Here is a 20,270-nt window from a genome sequence, read left to right as displayed (position 1 = left end):
CCTCTGAATGCCCTTCCCGCGCGCCTCGCAGGCCCTCTCCCGCTTTACCGTGCTCGACCTCACCCGGATCCGCTCCGGCCCGACGGCGGTCCGGCAATTCGCGGATTGGGGCGCCAATGTCATCAAGATCGATGCGTTGAGCGACGACGCCGGTTCCGAGCAGCCCGGGGGCCCCCGGCAGGGCTCGGACTTCCAGAATTTGCACCGCAACAAGCGGGCCATGACCCTGAACCTGAAGGACCCCCGCGGCCTTGCCGTGTTCAAGCGGCTGGTCGAGAAAGCCGATGTGGTGGTCGAGAATTTTCGCCCGGATGTAAAAGCCCGGCTCGGCATCGATTACGAGAGCCTGAAGACGATTAATCCCGGCATCGTCTATGGCAGCATTTCCGGCTTCGGGCAGGACGGTCCCTATCACAAGCGGCCGGGCTTCGATCAGATCGCCCAGGGCATGGGCGGCCTGATGTCGATCACCGGGGCTCCCGGCGAAGGCCCGATGCGGGTCGGCATTCCCGTGGCCGATCTCACCGCCGGGCTGTTCTGCGCGCTAGGCGTCCTTACAGCGCTGTTGGAGCGCGATGTCTCCGGTCAGGGCCAGTGGGTGCAGACTTCGCTGCTGCAAGCCCAGATCTTCATGCTGGATTTCCAGGCCGCCCGCTGGCTGATGGAACAGGACGTGCCCAAGCAGGCCGGCAACAACCACCCGACCAGCATTCCCACCGGCGTGTTCAGGACCTCCGACGGTTACATCAACATCGCCACCACCGGCGGCAAGATCTGGGAGCGCTGTGCCCAGGCCATCGGCGCCCCCGAACTGATCACCCATCCCGATTACGCCACCGGCCCTGCCCGCTCGAAGAACCGCGACGCGCTCAACGCCGCGATCAGCGCCTGCACCGAAAAGCGCACCACCGAAAAATGGGTCAACGACCTCAATGCCGCCGGCGTGCCCTGCGGTCCGATCTACTCCGTCGACCAGATGTTCGCCGATGCGCAGGTCAAGCATCTGGGCCTCGCCCAAGACGTTCCCAACGACCAGAACCGCAAGATCACGCTGGTCGCTCAGCCCTTCACGCTGTCACGCACGCCGAGCCACATGGCCGCCCGGCCGCCGGAAGTCGGCGAACAGACCGAGGAGCTACTCGCCGAGTTCGGCTTTGGCGCCGACGAGATCGCCGAATTGCGACGTGGCAAGGTGGTCTGAGGCGGCGAACCATCAAGTACTATGAAAATTAACGCCAGAGGCTGCATTAATCGGGAGCACATCTTCGTCCAGGCGCAGTCGATCGGAGATCGTGCTGCCCCTCGAACCCGCAGGAAGGCTCCATGACCGCACCGCCCCGCGTGGCTATCCTGATCCCCTGCTTCAATGAAGAGGTCGCAGTCGCAACAGTCGTGAACGACTTCCGCAGAGCGCTGCCGGCCGCCACGATTTATGTCTACGACAACAACTCGACAGATCGCACGCGCGAAGTAGCCTCGCAGGCGGGTGCGATTGTTCGCAGCGAGCCGCGTCAAGGCAAGGGTCATGTCGTCCGCCGCATGTTCGGTGACGTCGATGCCGATATCTATGTTCTCGTCGATGGCGATGCGACCTACGACGCGACATCCGCACCAACCATGATCGAAGCGCTGTTAAACGATCGCCTCGACATGGTCGTCGGCCGCCGCATTGAGCAGCAGGTTGCCGCCTATCGCCTTGGCCACCGTACCGGTAACTCACTGCTCACCGGCTTTCTGTCAATGACGTTCGGTCAGAACTTCAAGGATGTGCTGTCAGGCTATCGCGTATTCTCGAGACGCTTCGTCAAATCCTTTCCGGTGCTGTCCGATGGTTTCGAGATCGAGACCGAACTGAGCGTTCATGCGCTGCAGCTCGCACTGCCGGTCGCTGAAATCGAGACGCCCTATTTCGCGCGACCGCAGGGCTCCATCAGCAAGCTCAACACGTGGAAGGATGGCTTCCGGATCCTCGGCACCATCATGAAGCTCTATCGTTCGGAAAAGCCGCTACGCTTCTTCGGCACAATTGGCCTGTTTTTCGGCATTGTCTCCATCGGCCTCGCGATTCCCCTCACCGTCACCTATCTGGAAACAGGTTTGGTGCCTCGGCTGCCAACCGCCGTACTCTCGACCGGCCTGATGATCGTCGGCGTGCTCTCATTTTCGTCGGGCCTCGTGCTCGACACCGTCACCCGCGGACGCCGCGAGATAAAGCTGCTGGCATATCTGGCGCAGCCGTCACTGCCGGATTAGGCCTCCATCCAGCCAGGCGCGAGCACCACTTACGTCGTCACCGGCGTCGGCCGCCAGATGCGTGCAACGGTCGTAAAGGCGCGATCGATCAGTGGCCAGAACAGTAGCGTAATCGCCAGCGTGGTGATGGTCCCGACGAGGCCATTGGACCAGAACACGCCAACACTGCCGCCGGAGCCGATCATGGCGAGGCGGAACGCATCCTCGGCGCGGCTGCCGAGCACCAGCGCCAGCGTGAATGGCGCGAGCGGAATGCCGATCTTCTTGAAGACATAGCCGACGACGCCGAAGCCCAGCATCAGCCAGATGTCGAACATCGCATTCTGGATCGCATAGGCGCCGATGGCGCAGGATACCACGATCATCGGGGCCACTGCCGCAAAGGGCACGCGCAGGATCGAGGCAAAGACCGGAACGGTCGTCAGCACGATGACGAGACCGACCACATTGCCGAGATACATCGAGGCAATCAGGCCCCAGACGAAATCCTTGTGCTCGACGAACAGCAGCGGCCCGGGATTGAGGCCCCACACCATCAGGCCGCCGAGCAGGATCGCCGCGGTGCCGGAACCTGGAATGCCGAGCGCCAGCATCGGCAGCAGCGCCGCGGTTCCGGACGCGTGCGCCGCGGTCTCCGGCGCGAACACGCCTTCGATGCGCCCCTTGCCGAAGCTCTCGGGATCCTTGGAGAAGCGCTTGGCGAGGTTGTAGCCCATGAAGGAGGCCGCAATGGCGCCGCCCGGCGTGATGCCGAGCCAGCAGCCGATCACCGACGAGCGCAGCAGCGTCACCCAGTATTTCGGCAAATCCATCCAGACCTTGAGCACCGTGCGCAGGCTGATCTTGGCGGCGTGGCCGCGCAGCGCGAGGCGTTCTTCCATGGTCAGCAGGATTTCGCTGATGCCGAACAGGCCGATCACCGCGACGAGGAAGTTGATGCCGCGCAGGAGATTGTCCGAGCCGAAGGTCATGCGCAGATTGCCCGACACCGTGTCCATGCCGATGCCGGCGATCAGCAGCCCCAACGCCATCGAGATGACGGTCTTGTGCTTGGCCTCGCGGCCGAGACCGACGAAGGAGCAGAAGGTCAGTAGATAGACCGCAAAGAATTCCGGCGGGCCGAATTTCAGCGCGAAGGATGAAATCATCGGCGCCAGAAACGTGATCAGCATCACGGCCACCAGCGAGCCGATAAAGGACGACGTGAACGCCGCTGTCAGTGCTTCCGCGGCCTTGCCCTGCTGGGCCATAGGATAGCCGTCGAAGGTGGTGGCCACCGACCACGCCTCGCCGGGGATGTTGAACAGGATCGAGGTGATGGCGCCGCCGAACAGCGCGCCCCAATAGATACAGGACAGCATCACGATGGCCGAGGTCGGATCCATGGTGAAGGTCAGCGGCAACAGAATGGCGACGCCGTTGGGGCCGCCGAGGCCCGGCAGCACGCCGACAAAGATGCCGAGCACGAGACCCACAACCATCAGCGAGATGATCTTCCAGGTCATCAGCACGGCAAAGCCGTGCATCAACAATCCAAAGGCTTCCATAGCTTAAGTCCTAGCGACCGAGAGCCGATTCGATCGGCCCCTTCGGCATGATGACGTCGAAGGCGACATCGAAGGTGACGAACATGATCGCGGTGAAGACGAAGGCGGTGAGCAGCGACTTCCACAGCGCGATCTTGCCGACCATGCGCATGAAGCCGGCGATCAGCACGAAACTCGCGACATAGATGCCGAGGAATTGCGTTGCGAGACAAAACAGTGCGGTGGGAATGAACACCAGCGCCACGCGCCGCAATTGTGCGCGGGTGACGAAAGTGTCGGAACCGCCACTACGGGCGAAGAACGTCGTGATCAGCCCGTAAAGGCTGGCGCCGCCGAGAATGACCGAGAGATAGAATGGGAAATAGCCCGGCTGAGGCCCGGTGGAATCCCAGGCGATGCCGGTGCGCCAGTTGTCAAAGCCAAGCACGATGGCCAGTGCCAGCAGAACCAGCGAGACGATGATCTCGATGGTGCGCGTGCTGACGACGGAGGGCGAGTCGTCCTCTGGTGCGGTGGGATCTTCGACGATGATTTCGAGGTCGGTGTTGGACATGGGCAAGGTTTCTGAGGATGGAGAAAGGATGCACACTCGTACATCAAAGAAACTTGTCATCACCCGCGAAAGCGAGTGATGACAGTATGCGAGCCGTCAAGTGGTTTTCTCGCTGTCGGTGTTTTGCTAGATGCCCTGCTTTCGCGGGGCATGCCAGTCATTGGCTTTACTTCGCCACGAATCCCGCTTCGGTCATCAGCGACTTGTTGAGCGCATCGTCCTCTTCGAGGAACTTGAGCATCTCCGGCCCCTTCAGGAAGATCGGCTTCAGCGCCTGCTTCTCCATGTAGTCCTTGTATTCGGCCGTCTTGGTCACCTTCTCGAACAGGTCGACATAGAAAGCCTGCTGCTCGGGCGTCACCTTGCCGGGCAGGAACATGGCGCGCAGCATCAGATACTGCACGTCGAGGCCCTCTTCCTTGCAGGTCGGGATGTCGTTCCACGACTGCGTCTCGGTGACCTTGGTCTTGTAGGAGATGCGTTCCTTGTCGAACACGCAGAGCGCGCGCACCTGACCGGCGCGCCAGACTTCAAGGTTCTCTGAAGGGTTGTTGACGTTGGCTTCGGTGTGATTGCCGACCAGCTGCGTCGCCGCCTCGCCGCCCGACTTGTAGGGCAGATAGGAAAACTTGGCGCCGGTCTGCTTCTCCATGAACACCGTCAGCACATGGTCTTCACGCTTGGATCCGGTGCCGCCCATCTTGAACGGCGACGCTGCAGCCTTGGCCGCCGCGATGAATTCCTTCACCGTCTTGGCGCCACCCGCATTGTCCCACAGCACGAACTGGTCCATCGCGACGACGGACACCGGTGTGAGGTCGCGCCAGTTGAACGGAATCTTGGCGGACAGCGGCAGCATGTAGATCAGCGAATAGGCGATCAGCACCTTGTTGGCGTCGCCGTCGCTGGATTTCATGTAGATCAGCGCTTCTGCACCGGATGCGCCACCCTTGAGCGACACCACCACCGGCGCCTTCATCAGATTGTTCTTCTGGATCGCGGCCTGCATCATGCGCGCCATCTGGTCAGAGGCGCCGCCGGCGCCCGCTGCAACCACGATCTCGACGGGTTTGGTGGGTTCCCAGGCTTTCGCAGACGAGAGGATGGGCGCGCTGGCGAGCACGGCCGCGAGCGCAGCTGTAGCCTGAATCGACTTGGACATTGGTTTCTTCCCTGTAGACGCGGACGTTGGCTGCCCGCCACTTTTTGGCTGGTTCTATTGTGTGGGGATTTTCGTGAGACTTCAAGCGTGCCGGGAGCGGGCCTGGGCTGACTTTGGTCAGGGGCGGTGCGTGCCGGCCTCTAACGGCTATTTACAGACCTCTCCGACGTTGCTCCAAGGCTCTCAAAGTGTCATCACCGTGACGCTGCACAACCTCGTCCGTCCAGCGAAACCGTAGAACAGCAGGTTTGGAGCGAAATCGCAGCATATGCTTGCCCAATCAACACAAATTGGAAGCGGCTGCTTTCCTTCCAAGACCAGCGCGGTAAAGTCGGTTGCACAACCATCTGCCGTATCTTTGATTGGAGCTTGAATGAGTATTTCGCTGCGTGACGGGCTCGAACGCAGGCGCTGGAATAATTTCACATGGTCGAGAAATTTGTCTCACCCTAAGGTGATATTTGATGTCGCGCTGATCTGTTCCATTCCACTTTTCCAAGCGCTGATAAACAGCAGTTGGATGTTTAATTCTTATGATTGGCTCGATCCGTGGTATTATCACGGGTATGGCCTCAGCTATCTGTGGCCGGATTTCCATAACGACTATTATAAGGCCGCACGCCTTCCCTGGATCTGGCTCGAGTTTCTCGTAAGGAACTTCTTCTCCCCAACGGCGGCGAGTTGGCTTCTTCAAATAAGTCTGCTCGCTGCCGGCTCGTCATTTCTTTACGCAGCTTTTTCAAGGCTGGTCGGGCGCTCATCTGCTTTCATTGCAGCAGCATTCTTTGCTTCAAACTATTTCGCCCATGCCAGTGGCGGCGCTGACTATCAGAACACCCTGGCAGGTCCGCTATTCGCCATGAGCTGGTGGATGACGATCAGGTCTGCACAGGATGGTTACAGACCCCTTGGGCTATTCCTCACTGGCGCAGCCTTCGCCGCGACCGTTCATACCAATATCGTTTTCGTCAATCTCGCGCCCATCCTGATTGCTCAGTACGTTTTTTGTTATCGCGAGCGGTTCGGCCGAATTCCGTCAATATTGCCAACCGCGATGCTCGCATTATTTGGAGCCATTGCGCTCACCGCATTTATGGGACTTGTGAACTGGCTTGTCGGCCGCGATTTCTTTTTCTTCATGAAGATATTCAACCTGGCATCTTCCTTCGTGAAAGACAGCTCACAGCAAAAGGCCTGGTGGAATCCTTGGACCACGGGTTGGTACTGGACGGCGGTGCATTTAGGGCAATTCACCGGGGGCATGATTTTGGCCGTTGCAGTTTATGCCTGTGTCGCTCTTCGAAAGTCCGAAGCGACGACGAAAGAACGGAACGCTGTCGTTCTGGCAATTGGATTTTTGTACGCTTGGATACTTTGGCTGTGCTGGCAAACCGCTGGCCAGACCGCGCTGGACTGGGGCTATTTCGCCTACCCGATCGTCTTGCCTTTGAATGGAGCAATCGCCGCTTCGGCGGCAATATGGCTCAGGCTTCCAGAAGTGGGAACGAAGGCAGTTCTATGGAAACTCGCCACGCTCGCTCTGTTCATCGCGCCGATCCTCATCCCGCAGCCACTATTGGCGCTGTGGAAACACAACACCACGTTCCTGTTTTCGGCGGCGTTCTTTGCTCTGGCTTTGGGCGCGGCCATCTTGGCCGGCCGACGGATACTGGGAGGTCTGGTCTTCGTAGCCGCCCTATCCTACGGGCTCGCCTTATCGTATCCGTGGATCAATATCTTCATGCCGAGTTCCTGTCAGATCGGTCACCATATCACGACCATCGTCGACAACTCGCATCGTTATCTAAGACAGCGTGGCTACACTTTCAGTAGCGTCTTTCTCTGGGGGGACATGAATGAGGATATACCGGCCGGCGCTGGATGTGTTGGAACGCAGAGCGTCGTAAAGCTGAAATATATGGCAAGCGCTATCAGAGCGACAGGGTTCTCATTCCTCGCGGACGGCGTCATGGATCAGGTCGACATCCCGGCTGAGCGTATTGCTGCTGTCGCAGAGGGGAAGCATCTTATCGGGTATGTCACCAATGATAGATCGCGCGTCGAGAAACTAGCAGCGGCATTTCAGGCATTGGGTCGGCGAACCAGTATTATCGATCCAAAAGACTTCGAATCCGGACCGATCCGGGTCCAGATTTATCTCTTGCAGATTTCGACTTAACGGATCCGGCCGGTCATGAATATCAGGAACAACGATACCGTGCAGACCTTGTTGCGGTTCGTGGTAATCGGCGGTCTTTCTACACTGACGTACCTGCTGATCTCGATCGGGCTCGTCAAAGCTCTGGGCGTTCGGCCCTCGATTGCATCAATTCTGGCAATCCTTTGCGGGTTCGTTGTTTCATACGTTGGACACCATCAGTTCACATTCCGTATGACCGGCCGCCATGCAGTTCACTTGCCGCGCTTTGGCGCCATGCAGGCGACAATTTTCATCGTGTTGGGCTCTCTCAGCACATTCATATTAGAGCATCATCTGGCGGACCCGACGATGACATCCCTCGGAATCGCAGCAGCCTGGCCGCCTATCAGCTTTTTGATCAGCCGACTTTGGGTTTTCAAGCATGCGGCTTCAAAGTGAGAACCGGAAGTTCGATCTTGAATAGACGAGAGCTCCGCTTTGCCGAGGCGTTTTTCTCGACACTGCAGACCTATTTGCTTTGCGGCAATCGGTCCTCGTTGGCATCCTATCAAGCGTTGCAAGTTACCAAGTGGCTGAGGAGTCGCAGGCTGATTTGAAGCACTCAGTTCAAGTGATCGAACGTTCGGAAACGGTCATCGGCAATTAGTGGGATGCCCTTGATGCTGAGCAAGTCGAAAAGCTGGCAAAGCGACCGTGCAAGCCCATTTAAGGAGAAAGTCCAGGTTGTGAACTTGAATTCACTAGGAAATTCATTTGCATCGAGCATCGCCACGGCCTTAGAACAGCTAAATGGAAGGCAAGTATAGCATCAGCGACGGCTTTAAGTTGCCGTCGAATATCGTCGTGGAAATTCTCGTCCATGATCGACCCTGTTGGTGGGTAGAAGCACGGAAGAGTCGACCGAGAATTTTTAATTTGTAGGCATTTGACCTTAGCTGCCTAAAAGATAGCCGCTTGGTCGACCCAGATCGTGACGTACTCCCCACCATCGCCTAAACGGACCGTACGCCACAGGGGCAGCGACGGTCATGGTGAATTCTCAGATCTTGGGAGTTTACGCGCTGAGATTGCGAATATAATTTGCCTACAAACTAGGGGTAACATGTTCCGAATAGCCTTACGCTTATTGCCTCCTGCGTTGCGAAGAAGGATTAGCCGCGTTCGCCAAATCCACCGACTGAAAGACAGCCATTTTGATCTTTCGAAGTATCGGACATGCCGATCGTTCGAGGGGATACATGTTGCTGTAGCAGGCGTGTTCAGCGCGGGCAGCGGACTAGCGCGGGCCGCCGAACTGGTAGCAAGAACACTTGAAGACCGAGGATCGATCGTAAGCCGCATAGACTTAACCTCGTGTTTGGGTCTTACACCCAGCCCCAATGCCACCTCATACCTTTCCCCTGCAGACTGTTATAATCTGAATATCTCGGATGTAGTTTTCGTCGCCAACCCAGATCAAGCAGCAATTGCTACATTTGATAGGTCGTGGTTGGTCGAACGCACTATCATCGGTCACTGGATATGGGAGATCGAAACGCTACCCAAGTTTTGGATCAAGGCCACACGCACTTACGACGAGATTTGGGCGCCTACCGATATTCTGCAGAAGTGCTTCGCGAAAAATCTTCGTAAATTCTCCGGGCCGATCAAAGTTGTCCCATACTCGATCGCATCAGAACCTTTCCCGCTCGTCGATAAGCAACACCGGGCGGCAATCCGTGCCGACCACGGCATTTCAATTAGCTCGTTTGTTGCCGGTTATTCATTCTCGGTAGATTCCAACTACTATAGGAAAAATCCAGAGGACGCGGTGAGGGCTTTTTTCGCCGCATTTCCCGTGCGAGGCACCGAGCAGCTGCTTCTGCGTTGCAATGATCTTAACCACCGACCATTCGAAAGAAAGATGCTCGAATCAGTGATTGGCGGAGATCCACGAGTCCGGATATTCGATTCATCAAACCGAATGAGCATAGCTGATTTCTATTCGCTCATTGATGTATACGTCTCACCGTCCCGCTCGGAGGGTTATGGCCTTAATCTCGTAGAGGCATCTCAATGTGGCTTGCCAGTCATCACCAGCGGCTGGAACCTTGCAGCAGAAGTTCGCCATCTGCCGGGCCTCGTCGAGGTGCCGTTTACACTCATCCCCTTGAAGGACCCCCAAGGCCACTACGCGGACCTTGCGGGGGCAGTTTGGTCCGCCCCCGACGTTTCAGCTCTCGCTCAAGCCATCTGTCGTTCCAAAGAGCTGCGATTTTCCGCTTAGTTAAGGGAGCACGACGACCACACACGGCGACCGACGTCGGCAGGACGTTCGGGTGCGCCTAACCACCAATAGTCATCGGCGTTCGCCGCGGATCGTGCGCGCGTGGCGCACCCGCTATACGCCAGCGAAAGGCCGATGATGGCCGGTGGGAAGGTGAAGGCATCAAGAACGGCAAGAAAATAGACTTTCACGCAGACCCAAAGACTGGCGTAATCATTGCCAAAAGCCCGCCCACTAGACCGCTTAACCGCGATATCGTTCGGAACTACTGGACGGTCACTTTCGCGGTACCCCCAATGCCGATTGAGCTGGCTGCTGCGCGAGACAAAACAGCGCCCCTCAACGAATGGCCCCTCGATCGGAAATCCGCACCCGCACCGACCGCCCGTTGCCCTTGTTCGTCACCGTGACGTGGCCGCCGAAGCGCCTGGTGCGGCGCGGCTGTCAGGGCGTAGGTGTCGAACCGTTCACCGGAGGCCGTAGGCCGTCCTGCGGCAAGGGTACCCATGACCGACGCCATACTGACTGGCGATGCAGGTTTCTTCCTTCGTTATGGTGACGTTGTAAACAATTGTTAGGGGTCGCACTGCAAGCTACGGTCGCGTGCCTGGAGGGGCGAATCATGTGGGACATCGAAAATCTGGATTGGAAGATCTGGCCCCACGATAAGGCGTGGCGCTATGCCGACATCGCGGACTTCGTAAGGATCAGCGCGACCGGCTCTGATTTCTCGACGCGCACCTTCCAACCCGGCGATGAATCCGACCGACCAACTGGAGCGCGCTTCATCGGAGTTAGCCGAGATCAGCTAAATGGAGTGCTCGACCTCCTCGCACTGGACAAGGGTCTTGATCCAACCCAGCTTCGGAAAAGCGTGTCTATGAAAAACTTCAGCGCTGAGGATTTACCCCAGGTCGCCCAGGCAGGCCTGGCGCTTATGGATTCGGTTAGCCGCGGGCATCCTCATTACCGACCTTGGCTGGCAGCGGCGTTTTGGGGTGTGGTTTAACTGTCACGCGATCTTATTCTGCTTGCGCTGGCTTTACTACCTTCGACCTGATCGCTAGCGTCTCCGCCTTGTCGGAGGGGCGCGCGTGTCAGAAATATTGACAGACCAAGTTCGTATTATGGGATCGACACCCAAACTCATTTTCGATGTCGGATCACACACGGGCGCGACGACGATCGAATATCTGAACGCATTTCCTCTAGCCCATGTCGTCGCATTTGAGCCAGAGCCGGATAATCTAATCACCGTTCGCGAGGCGCTGTCCCGATACTCAGATCGATGCACCGTTCTAACTTCTGCTCTAGCTGCCGAAGACGGAACCGCTACCTTCCATGTGAACTCTCACAACGGCACGCACTCGTTACTCCCGATCGGAGATACCAAGTTCTGGGCTGCACCAGAGAAGGAAGTTCGTAGGATCAGCGTTCAGACGAGATCGCTAGATAGCATCGCACGCGAACGCGGGATCGACGCAATTGATATCGTAAAGATGGACATTCAAGGCGGTGAACTTGAAGCTCTAAAAGGTGCGTCTGGACTACTATCCCGCGAGGCAATTTCGCTGCTGGCTCTAGAGGTCGAGTTTCAAGAGCTTTACGCCAACCAGCCCCTGTTTTGGGATATCGCGAGTTACCTTCGTGGTTTTGGCTATTCCTTCTTTAAGCTCTATGAGCCCTATTTCAATCAGCAGAACCCGAACATCCTGTGCTGGGGTGACGCCATCTTCCTATCTCCCCAGATGCTGCGCTGATTGGTCTGATCATGCATCCTGTAGCTCTCGGTGACAGGCGCCAATCACATATCGACGCGTCGCCGGTCCCAGATTGGGCACGCAGCCAAGTGAGCGTCAGCCTTCCCCGACGGGAGTGATATAGTCTCCCAGACTTATGGCATACCGCACGATGGCGCGACCGAAAGTTTGCCTACGCTTGGTCTAGGCAAGAGATCGCGCCCACCCTACTAGAGGCCAAGGTGGTAGAGAGAACCGTCGGCGTCGGAAATTGCCGTTGAACGCGAGCCTAAATGAACCTATCAAACTTGGATCATGGTTGCATTAGCTTCGAGATGACAATGACAAACGAAAAATTTTGGAAGATCCCGCTTTGGCTCGGCGTGCATCAGCATATAAACCGAATAGTTCGCGAGCCCGACAAGAACATTTGCACATCAAGCAAAGTCCAAGGCTCATATAGTCTAGTTTATAAAATTCCGGGGCCGATCAAAGCTTGCCGCTCCGACCTCACGGTGACCTTTGATGCCGACGTACTCTCGGGGGTTATTGGGTTCGGCGCCATCCAAAGTGACGGCTCGTCATTCCTGGCTGAGACAGCCTGCGAAGCCGGCGCGCAACCGGCTGCGTTTACTATTCAGGCGGACGATATCGCAAAGCTCGCTAACTTGGTTATTCGTAATCTCGCATCGGGCGACTCACCGTCTGAATTTGTGGTCAGATCGATCTCGGCCGAGGCGGCTTAGCTGACTCGTACTTCTGGCAAGGATGACGCCCTCCCCGCCATCAGCTAAAATAGCGGGATGGCATACGCAAAGTCATGGCATTCCAAGCTGCTCGATAAACCGAGGATGGGCTTTGTTGAAGAGGATGACTTACAAAGCCAGACGTTGAAGCGCAGCGTATCATTCTTTAAGTCTGGACGCGCAAAATGCAGCTATCGCGGAGACCGCGAAACGCACCTATTTGATGTGATCACGGCACTGTTAGCGTCGCAACTGATCGAAACCGTCGTGCCGCGCCGACATTTCGCGGCTCATTTCCCCTGCCAGTTCGGCTTGCGCTTGTTCAGGAAGGCATCCATGCCCTCGCGGAAATCCTCGCTCATATAGGCCTTGAGCACGAGATCCTTGCCCTCCTCGCGAGTCAGGGTCGGGCGCAGCCGGCGCACGGCTTCCTTGGTCACTTCGAGGGTGATCGGCGCATGGCTGGCCACCAGTTGCGCGAGTTCCAGCGCGCGGCGCTGCAGCGTCTCGACATCGGGCACGATCTCGTTGATCAGACCCAGCGCCAGCGCCTCATCAGCCTCGATGAGGCGGGCGGTGAAGATCATGTCCTTGGTGCGAGCCGGTCCTACCAGCGCCATCACGCGGCTGATATTGGACATCGACAGGCAGTTGCCGAGGGTGCGGGCAATCGGGAAGCCCATGCGCGTGGCAGCCGTACCGATGCGCAGGTCGCAGCAGGCGGCAATGCCGGCGCCGCCGCCGGTGCAGGCGCCGGCGATCGCGGCGATGGTCGGCACCCGGCAGGTCTCCAGCGCGGTGAGCACACGGTCGATCCGCGCCTCGTAATCGAGCGCGTCCTGCGCCGTCTTGAATTCGCGGAACTGCGAGATATCGGTGCCCGAGGCGAAGGCCTTGTCGCCGGCGCCGGTCAGGATGATCGCCTTGATCGAGCGGTCCTCATTGGCCGCCTGGCAAATTTCTGCCATCCGCTCATACATCGAGAACAGCATGGCATTGCGCGCCTGCGGACGGTTGAAAGTGATCTTCGCGATCCCGTTCTCGACGGAATACAGCAGGTCTTCAGTGGCGGGCGTTGGCGCGTTCATGTGATTCGTCCTCTGGTGCAGCATTCCGCCGCAACATGTTGAAAAGGCTGGAGCGATTATGCTCCAGCCTCCAGTAGATTGTTAGGCCTCAAAGACGGGAATTCGTGCGCTTTAAGCCACCGCCGCCTTGGTCATCGGCACTACGCTTTTGCCGGTCAGCACATCCATCGCTGCCATCACGCCGCCGGCGCGATGGGGGACCTTGGCGAGTTCGAGACCCATCTCGACGCCGGCGAGCGTACCCATCAGCATCAGGTCATTGAAGTGACCGATATGACCGATGCGGAAGATCTTGCCCTTCCACTTGTTCAGACCAGTCCCGAGCGACATGTCGAAGTTTTCGAGGACCACCTTGCGGAACACGTCGGCGTCATGCCCTTCCGGCATCAGCACCGCGGTCAGTGCCGGCGAGTGATCATGTGACTCGATCGAGACCGTCTCGAGACCCCACGCCTTGACGGCGGCGCGGGCGGCGGCGCCATGGCGCTTGTGGCGCGCGAACACGTTGTCGAGCCCCTCCTCCTCCAGCATCGCCACGCCTTCCTTCAGTGCGTAAAGTAGATTGGTGGCGGGCGTGTAGGGCCAGGAGCCAAGCTTGTTGGCGTTGATGATCTCTTCCCAGTCCCAATAGGACCGGAACGAACTGTTGGCCTTGGAGGCGGCCAGCGCCTTGTCGGACACGGCATTGAAGCCGAGGCCCGGTGGCAGCATCAGGCCCTTCTGTGAACCGGCGACGGAGACGTCGATGCCCCAGGCGTCATGTTCGTATTCGAGCGAGCCGAGTCCGGAGACCGTGTCGACCATCAGCAGCGCCGGGTGCTTCACGCGGTCCATGAGCTTGCGGACATCCTGCGGATGGGTGACGCAACCGGTCGAAGTCTCGTTATGGACGATCATCACGGCCTTGATGGCATGCGACTTGTCGGCGGCAAGACGCTTCTCGATCTCGGCGAGATCGGCGCCGTGGCGCCAGTCGCCCGGCACGAAATCGATATCGAGCTTGAACTTCTCGGCAAGACCCCGCCATAGCGTGGCAAACTGGCCGGTCTCGGCCATCAGCACCTTGTCGCCCGGCGACAGTGTATTGACGATGGCGGCTTCCCAAGCGCCGGTGCCCGAGGACGGATAGATCATGACCGGCTGCTTGGTCCGGAATACACGCTGCATTGCAGCAATGACATGGAGACCGAGTTCGGCGAATTCGGGACCGCGATGGTCCAGCGTGGGCATATCCATCGCCCGCAGCACCCGGTCGGGTACGTTGGTCGGGCCAGGAATCTGCAGGAAATGCCTTCCGGTGTGCACGGTCATGTCTCGTCCTTCCCAGGGAGTCCATTTTTATTGAAACGCCCGGATAGCACCTTTCAAACGGCTTGTCCCGCGTCTGGTATACCAGAGCGCCGAAGAAAAACGTGGGGCAGCCATGAGGATTTCTTATCCCTCCCGTATCTCCTTGTTGCCACTGCCGGAGCGCGGCACCGCCGGGTTGCCAACCCGGAATCCGGATGCAAGACAGGACGATAGAGGGACAAGGCGGGAATCCATGGCGAAGGCGGCAATCATTCGAAGCACGGCTGCAGACAGCGCGCTAGCGGCAAAGCTCGCGCGTGAAGTCTCCGGCGACGTGTTCTTCGACCCGTTCAATCGCGGCCGTTATGCCACCGATGCCTCGTTCTACCAGATCGTACCGTTCGGTGTGGTCGTTCCGCGCACCATCGACGAGGCGCTGCGCGCGCTGGCGATCTGCCGCGACGATGGCCGCATCGTTACGCCGCGCGGCGGCGGCACCTCGCAATGCGGACAGACCGTCAATGACGGCATCGTCATCGACCTCTCCAAACATCTCAACAAGCTCCTCTCGCTCGACGTCGAGAACCGCACCTGCATCGTCGAGCCCGGGATCGTGCTGGACGATCTCAACCGGCAGCTGAAGAAACACGGGCTGTGGTTTCCGGTCGATGTATCCACCGCATCGCGCGCCACCATCGGCGGCATGGCCGGCAACAATTCATGCGGCGGTCGCTCGCTGCGCTACGGCACCATGCGCGACAACACTATCGCGATGGATGCTGCACTGGCCGATGGCAATCTGCTGCATTTCGGCGAAGTAAATTCCGGGGACGATGCGCCTGCTTTGTTTCGCGACATGCTGGCGCTCGGTGAGCGCGAAGCGACCGAAATCGCGGAGCGTTTCCCGCAGGTGCAGCGCCGTGTCGGCGGCTACAATCTCGATGCGCTGACGCCGCGCAACACCGCCAACAATATGGCGCACCTCCTCGTGGGCTCCGAAGGCACCCTCGCCTTCACCACACAGGTCGAACTCAAGCTGTGGCCGCTCATCGGCAGCAAGGCGCTCGGCGTCTGTCACTTCGGCAGCTTCTATGAAGCGATGGATGCGACCCAGCATCTGGTCAAGCTCAAGCCCATCGCCGTCGAACTGGTCGACCGCACCATGATCGCACTCGGCCGCGACATCGCGATGTTCCAGCCGATCATCAAGAGCGCGGTGCGCGGAGATCCGGATGCACTCCTGATCGTCGAATTCGCAGAAGAGGATCAGGCCGCCAATGCCGCCAAGCTGAAAGAGCTGGGCGCATTGATGGGCGATCTCGGCTTTGGCTGGAACAACCCGCCGCGCAAATGGGGCGGTGTCGTCGACGTCACCGAGCCAGCGCTTCAGGCTGGCATCGCCGAGTTTCGCGCGGCCGGCCTCAATGTCATGATGTCGATGAAGCAGGACGGCAAGCCGGTCTCCTTCATCGAGGACTGCGCGGTGCCGCTGCCGCATCTCGCTGATTACACCGACCGCCTGTCCGCGATCTTCAGGAAGCATGACACCACCGGCACCATGTATGCCCACGCCTCGGAAGGCTGCCTGCATGTCCGCCCGGTGCTGAACCTGAAGCTCGACAAGGACGTCAAGGCAATGCGCACCATCGCTGAAGAAGCCTTCGCGATGGTCAGGGAATACAAGGGCTCGCATTCCGGCGAGCACGGCGACGGACTCGTGCGTTCGGAATTCCACGCCGAAATGTTCGGCGATCGGATCATCAGCGACTTTGCCGAAGTGAAGCATCGCTTCGATCCGCAGAATGTTCTCAATCCCGGCAAGATCGTCGATCCGCCAAAGATGGATGATCGCTCCCTCTTTCGTTATCCACCTGACTATCGCGTCGGCGAATTGAAAACCGTGCTCGACTGGTCCGCATGGCCCGGCGCCGGCGGCGGTTTTCAGGGCGCCATCGAGATGTGCAACAACAATGGCACATGCCGGAAGTTAGAGGGCGGCGTGATGTGCCCGTCCTATCGCGCGACGCGCAACGAGAAAGACGTCACCCGCGGCCGCGCCAACACGCTGCGGCTGGCAATCTCCGGCCAGCTTGGCCCGGATGCGCTGACGTCGGATGCCATGGCCGACACGATGAAGCTTTGCGTATCGTGCAAGGCCTGCCGCCACGAATGCCCGACCGGCGTCGATATGGCCAAGATGAAGATCGAGGTGCAGGCCGCACGCGTCGCGAAACATGGTCTCACGTTGCGCGATCGCCTCGTCGGCTATCTGCCGCGCTATGCGGCATTGGCCGCGCGTGCCGCGCCGCTGGCGAATTTGCGCAACAAGAGCCCGCTGCTGCGCAACCTGCTGGAACGCTATGCGGGCATCAGCGCCAAGCGCAGCCTGCCGGAATGGCGCAGCGACGTGTTTCACAGGGACGCAGAAGCCGTCGGCCCCGCCGATGGCCGTGAGGTCGTGCTGTTCGCCGACACTTTCAACCGCGCCTATGAGCGCGAGAATCTCGACGACGCACTCCGCGTACTCACCGCCGGTGGCTACCGCGTGCATCTGCCGAAGCCGGCGGATCGCAGCAGCCGTGCACTCTGCTGCGGCCGTACGTTTCTCTCGGCCGGCCTGGTCGATCAGGCGCGCGCTGAGCTGGATCGCCTCGTCGCCACCTATGCACCCTTCGCGGCACGCGGCGTGCCGATTGTCGGCCTTGAGCCGAGCTGCCTGCTGACGCTACGCGATGAATTGCTGTCGCTACGTTCCGACGATACGGCCAGGAGCGTCAGCGCGCACGCCATGCTGTTTGAAGAACTCCTGGTGCGCGAGGCCGAGGCCGGCCGGCTGCAATTGCCGCTGAAGCCGATCGCGCCGAAGGCCATGGTGCATGGCCACTGCCATCAAAAGTCATTCGGTGCGTTCAAGCCGGTCGAACAGGCCTTGCGCCTGATCCCGGATCTCAAGGTCGAGACCATCGAATCCAGTTGCTGCGGCATGGCGGGCGCGTTTGGCTATGGCGCCGACACCTATGACGTCTCGATCCAGATGGCGGAAGCGTCCTTGCTACCCGCCGTGCGCAAGGCCGACGCCGATACGCTGATCGTCGCCGACGGCACATCCTGCCGGCACCAGATCGCCGACGGCGCCTCGCGCCATGCGCTGCATGTCGCGCGCGTGCTGACCATGAGCCTCGACGGCGCGACAACAAACGTCCATTCTTCCACGCTCAACTAGGAAACAACCGATATGGCCGACCTCACCCTCGATACAGCCCGCAAGATCATCGATGGCGCTCTCGCCAAGGTGATCGAGATGAAGCTCAAGCCCATGGTCATTACGGTGCTCGACGCTCGCGGCTGCGTGAAGGCCACCATCGCGCAGGATGGCACCAGCCTGATGCGCGGCGAAGTCGCTCACGGCAAAGCCTATGGCGCGCTGGCGATGGGTCTGGGTTCACGCGCGCTGTTCAAGCGTGCGGAAGAGCAGCCGTTCTTCATCGATGCCGTGAATACCATGGCACGCGGCGCGCTGATCCCGGTGCCGGGCGGCGTTCTCATTCATGACGCATCGGGCAGCCTGCTCGGAGCGATCGGCATCTCCGGCGATACATCGGACAATGACGAGATCGCAGCCGTCGCGGGCATCGAGGCAGCCGGCCTCAAGGCCTCGACCGGCTAGATCGACGTTGACTCAGCCACCGCATCCCCCGATCGACGACAGCGCGCTACGCCCGCTGATCGACCGCATCGGCGATGCGCATGTCAAGGCCCGGCTGGAGATCGAGACCCATCGCGATCACCAGCTGTTCGGCCAGGGCCGCCTGTTCTTCAATCTGGAGAACTGGCTTACCGCGCCGCCGATCGTCCGCACCGCGCTGCAACTCACCGGCCTCTATGGCCGCGCCCGCCGCGAGGCCAACCGCGTGTTGGTCCGCGAGAATGTCGTCGCCTCACCGCGCCTGCCCGCCGCGTTCGACGGCTTCACGATCCTGCATATCAGCGATCTCCACGTCGATCTCAGCGAGGATGCGCTGCACCACCTGATCTCCTTCGTCGGCGATCTCGATTACGACATCTGTGTGCTGACCGGCGACTATCGCGGCAAGACCTATGGGCCGTATCAGCGCGCCACCGAAGGTGTCGGCGAACTGCGCGCGAGGCTGCGCGATTCTGTCTATGGCGTTCTCGGCAATCACGACAGTATCCGCATGACGCCGGCTTTGGAATCAATGGGCATCCGCATGATGTTCAACGAATGCGACGTAATTACCCGCGGCAATGACAGCATCTATCTCGCCGGCGTCGACGATCCGCATTTCTATCTCGCCGACGACATCCCGAAGGTTGCATCGCAAATTCCGATGGACGCCTTCTCGATCCTGCTGTCGCACACGCCGGAGACCTATGCCGAGGCGGCCGAGCACAATTTCGACCTCATGCTGAGCGGCCACACCCATGGCGGCCAGCTCTGCCTGCCCGGCGGCTACGCCATCAAGCTGGAGGCCGTGTTGCCGCGCCATATGGGGAACGGCGCGTGGCGCCATGAAGGCATGGCCGGCTATACATCCGTGGGCGTCGGCACCAGCCTGCTCCCGGTGCGACTGAATTGCCCTCCGGAAGTGACGCTGCACCGGCTAAAACGCACGGCGTGAAGCCCCCTATTTGCCCGGCCATACCGGCTTGCGCTTCTCGCCAAACGCCTTGAGGCCTTCCTTCGCATCCTCGGTCATCGACAGGATCGCGATCTGGCTTTCGGTATACGCAATACTCTCGTCGAACGACATCGCGGCGATGGCGCGCATCGCATATTTGCCGCGACGGATCGCGGTCGGCGACTTGTCGGTGATGCGCGAGATCAGCCAGTCGACCTTGCTGTCGAGCTCGGCCGCCGGCACCACGTGATTCAACAGGCCAGCGCCAAGCGCGGTCTGCGCGTCGAACGGCTCGCCCGTGATGCACCATTCGTTGACCAGGCGACGCGGCGCAATGGACTGCAGCAGCGCCAGCACCTGCATCGGAAATACGCCGACCTTCACTTCGGGCAAACCGAAGATCACGTTGTCCGCGGCCACCGCCATGTCGGTCATGCACAGCAGCCCCATGCCACCGGCCATGCAGACGCCATTAACGCGCGCAATGGCGGGCTTGGTGGCGTTTTGCGACAGCCGCATGAGATCGGCGAGATCGCCATTGGGCTTGGAGAAATCCATCGAGAAGGCCGCGCCGGCATTGGCGAGATCGGCGCCGGCGCAGAACGCCTTCTCGCCCGCGCCGGTCAGAACGATCACCCGTACGCCCGCATCCTCGTGGGCGGTGCGATAGCCATCGGCGATGCCGGCGATGACATCGCCATTCATGGCATTGCGCTTCTCCGGCCGGTTGATGGTAATCCAGAGTGCGGCGCCCTTCTTCTCCAGGATTACGCTATCATCGGCCATCGGTCTGCTCGCTTGGTTGAACTTGATGCGGCTGGTATA

At 59.5% G+C, this 20,270-nt stretch carries 17 protein-coding genes; 11 read left to right on the top strand and 6 right to left on the bottom strand.

Annotated features, from left to right (window positions below; all coding sequences use genetic code 11):
- Positions 1-7: 7 nt before the first annotated feature.
- Both AB8A50_RS01325 and AB8A50_RS01320 read left to right on the top strand, forming a co-directional pair.
- Positions 8-1,201, top strand: coding sequence for a CaiB/BaiF CoA transferase family protein (locus tag AB8A50_RS01325; RefSeq protein WP_439076488.1), 1,194 nt, complete (start codon positions 8-10; stop codon positions 1,199-1,201).
- A 122-nt stretch (positions 1,202-1,323) separates the two neighbouring features.
- Positions 1,324-2,253 carry a glycosyltransferase family 2 protein gene (locus AB8A50_RS01320; RefSeq protein ID WP_439076487.1) on the top strand — a complete coding sequence of 310 codons (930 nt, stop codon included), beginning with the start codon at positions 1,324-1,326 and terminating at the stop codon, positions 2,251-2,253.
- A gap of 29 nt (positions 2,254-2,282) precedes the next feature.
- Here AB8A50_RS01320 and AB8A50_RS01315 read toward each other — a convergent pair whose 3' ends face one another.
- The 3 genes from AB8A50_RS01315 to AB8A50_RS01305 all read right to left on the bottom strand — a co-directional run bounded on the left by AB8A50_RS01315 (position 2,283) and on the right by AB8A50_RS01305 (position 5,515).
- On the bottom strand, positions 2,283-3,800 hold the full coding sequence (locus AB8A50_RS01315; protein WP_439076486.1) for a tripartite tricarboxylate transporter permease: 1,518 nt from the start codon (positions 3,798-3,800) through the stop codon (positions 2,283-2,285).
- A 10-nt stretch (positions 3,801-3,810) separates the two neighbouring features.
- Positions 3,811-4,353, bottom strand: coding sequence for a tripartite tricarboxylate transporter TctB family protein (locus tag AB8A50_RS01310; protein WP_439066295.1), 543 nt, complete (start codon positions 4,351-4,353; stop codon positions 3,811-3,813).
- Between the two features lie 166 nt (positions 4,354-4,519).
- A complete protein-coding gene (locus AB8A50_RS01305; RefSeq protein ID WP_439076485.1) occupies positions 4,520-5,515 on the bottom strand; it encodes a tripartite tricarboxylate transporter substrate binding protein in 996 nt (331 codons plus the stop codon).
- A gap of 373 nt (positions 5,516-5,888) precedes the next feature.
- Between AB8A50_RS01305 and AB8A50_RS01300 the strand changes: the two genes are divergently transcribed.
- The 6 genes from AB8A50_RS01300 to AB8A50_RS01275 all read left to right on the top strand — a co-directional run bounded on the left by AB8A50_RS01300 (position 5,889) and on the right by AB8A50_RS01275 (position 12,427).
- A complete protein-coding gene (locus AB8A50_RS01300) occupies positions 5,889-7,694 on the top strand; it encodes a hypothetical protein (protein WP_439076484.1) in 1,806 nt (601 codons plus the stop codon).
- A 15-nt stretch (positions 7,695-7,709) separates the two neighbouring features.
- Positions 7,710-8,114, top strand: coding sequence for a GtrA family protein (locus tag AB8A50_RS01295; RefSeq protein ID WP_315841401.1), 405 nt, complete (start codon positions 7,710-7,712; stop codon positions 8,112-8,114).
- A gap of 1,051 nt (positions 8,115-9,165) precedes the next feature.
- Entirely contained in the window at positions 9,166-9,942 is a 777-nt protein-coding gene (locus tag AB8A50_RS01290) for a glycosyltransferase (RefSeq protein WP_439076483.1), read from the top strand.
- 622 nt (positions 9,943-10,564) lie between these two features.
- Complete coding sequence (locus tag AB8A50_RS01285) at positions 10,565-10,951, top strand: hypothetical protein (protein WP_439076482.1); 387 nt, start codon at positions 10,565-10,567, stop codon at positions 10,949-10,951.
- A gap of 85 nt (positions 10,952-11,036) precedes the next feature.
- Positions 11,037-11,702, top strand: coding sequence for an FkbM family methyltransferase (locus AB8A50_RS01280; protein ID WP_439076481.1), 666 nt, complete (start codon positions 11,037-11,039; stop codon positions 11,700-11,702).
- A 320-nt stretch (positions 11,703-12,022) separates the two neighbouring features.
- A complete protein-coding gene (locus AB8A50_RS01275; protein ID WP_439076480.1) occupies positions 12,023-12,427 on the top strand; it encodes a hypothetical protein in 405 nt (134 codons plus the stop codon).
- Between the two features lie 290 nt (positions 12,428-12,717).
- Here the strand turns inward: AB8A50_RS01275 and AB8A50_RS01270 are convergent, their stop codons facing one another.
- Positions 12,718-13,515: an enoyl-CoA hydratase/isomerase family protein gene (locus tag AB8A50_RS01270; protein ID WP_320447584.1), complete on the bottom strand. Its 798-nt coding sequence runs from the start codon at positions 13,513-13,515 to the stop codon at positions 12,718-12,720.
- 111 nt (positions 13,516-13,626) lie between these two features.
- Positions 13,627-14,826, bottom strand: coding sequence for a pyridoxal-phosphate-dependent aminotransferase family protein (locus AB8A50_RS01265; RefSeq protein WP_439076479.1), 1,200 nt, complete (start codon positions 14,824-14,826; stop codon positions 13,627-13,629).
- A 232-nt stretch (positions 14,827-15,058) separates the two neighbouring features.
- Here AB8A50_RS01265 and AB8A50_RS01260 point away from each other — a divergent pair, with 232 nt between their 5' ends.
- The 3 genes from AB8A50_RS01260 to AB8A50_RS01250 are packed head-to-tail and all read left to right on the top strand — an operon-like array spanning position 15,059 to position 19,445.
- Entirely contained in the window at positions 15,059-18,028 is a 2,970-nt protein-coding gene (locus tag AB8A50_RS01260; protein ID WP_439076478.1) for an FAD-binding and (Fe-S)-binding domain-containing protein, read from the top strand.
- A gap of 12 nt (positions 18,029-18,040) precedes the next feature.
- Entirely contained in the window at positions 18,041-18,472 is a 432-nt protein-coding gene (locus AB8A50_RS01255) for a GlcG/HbpS family heme-binding protein (RefSeq protein WP_309946411.1), read from the top strand.
- 7 nt (positions 18,473-18,479) lie between these two features.
- A complete protein-coding gene (locus AB8A50_RS01250) occupies positions 18,480-19,445 on the top strand; it encodes a metallophosphoesterase (RefSeq protein ID WP_439076477.1) in 966 nt (321 codons plus the stop codon).
- A gap of 6 nt (positions 19,446-19,451) precedes the next feature.
- Here the strand turns inward: AB8A50_RS01250 and AB8A50_RS01245 are convergent, their stop codons facing one another.
- Positions 19,452-20,231 (bottom strand): enoyl-CoA hydratase/isomerase family protein, encoded by a 780-nt coding sequence (locus tag AB8A50_RS01245; protein ID WP_439076476.1) that lies wholly within the window; start codon positions 20,229-20,231, stop codon positions 19,452-19,454.
- Positions 20,232-20,270 lie beyond the last annotated feature (39 nt).

The organism is Tardiphaga sp. 841_E9_N1_2 (assembly GCF_051811065.1).
In the GTDB taxonomy this organism is placed as follows: Bacteria; Pseudomonadota; Alphaproteobacteria; order Rhizobiales; family Xanthobacteraceae; genus Tardiphaga; species Tardiphaga robiniae.
This window is presented reverse-complemented; position numbering and strand designations above follow the sequence as displayed.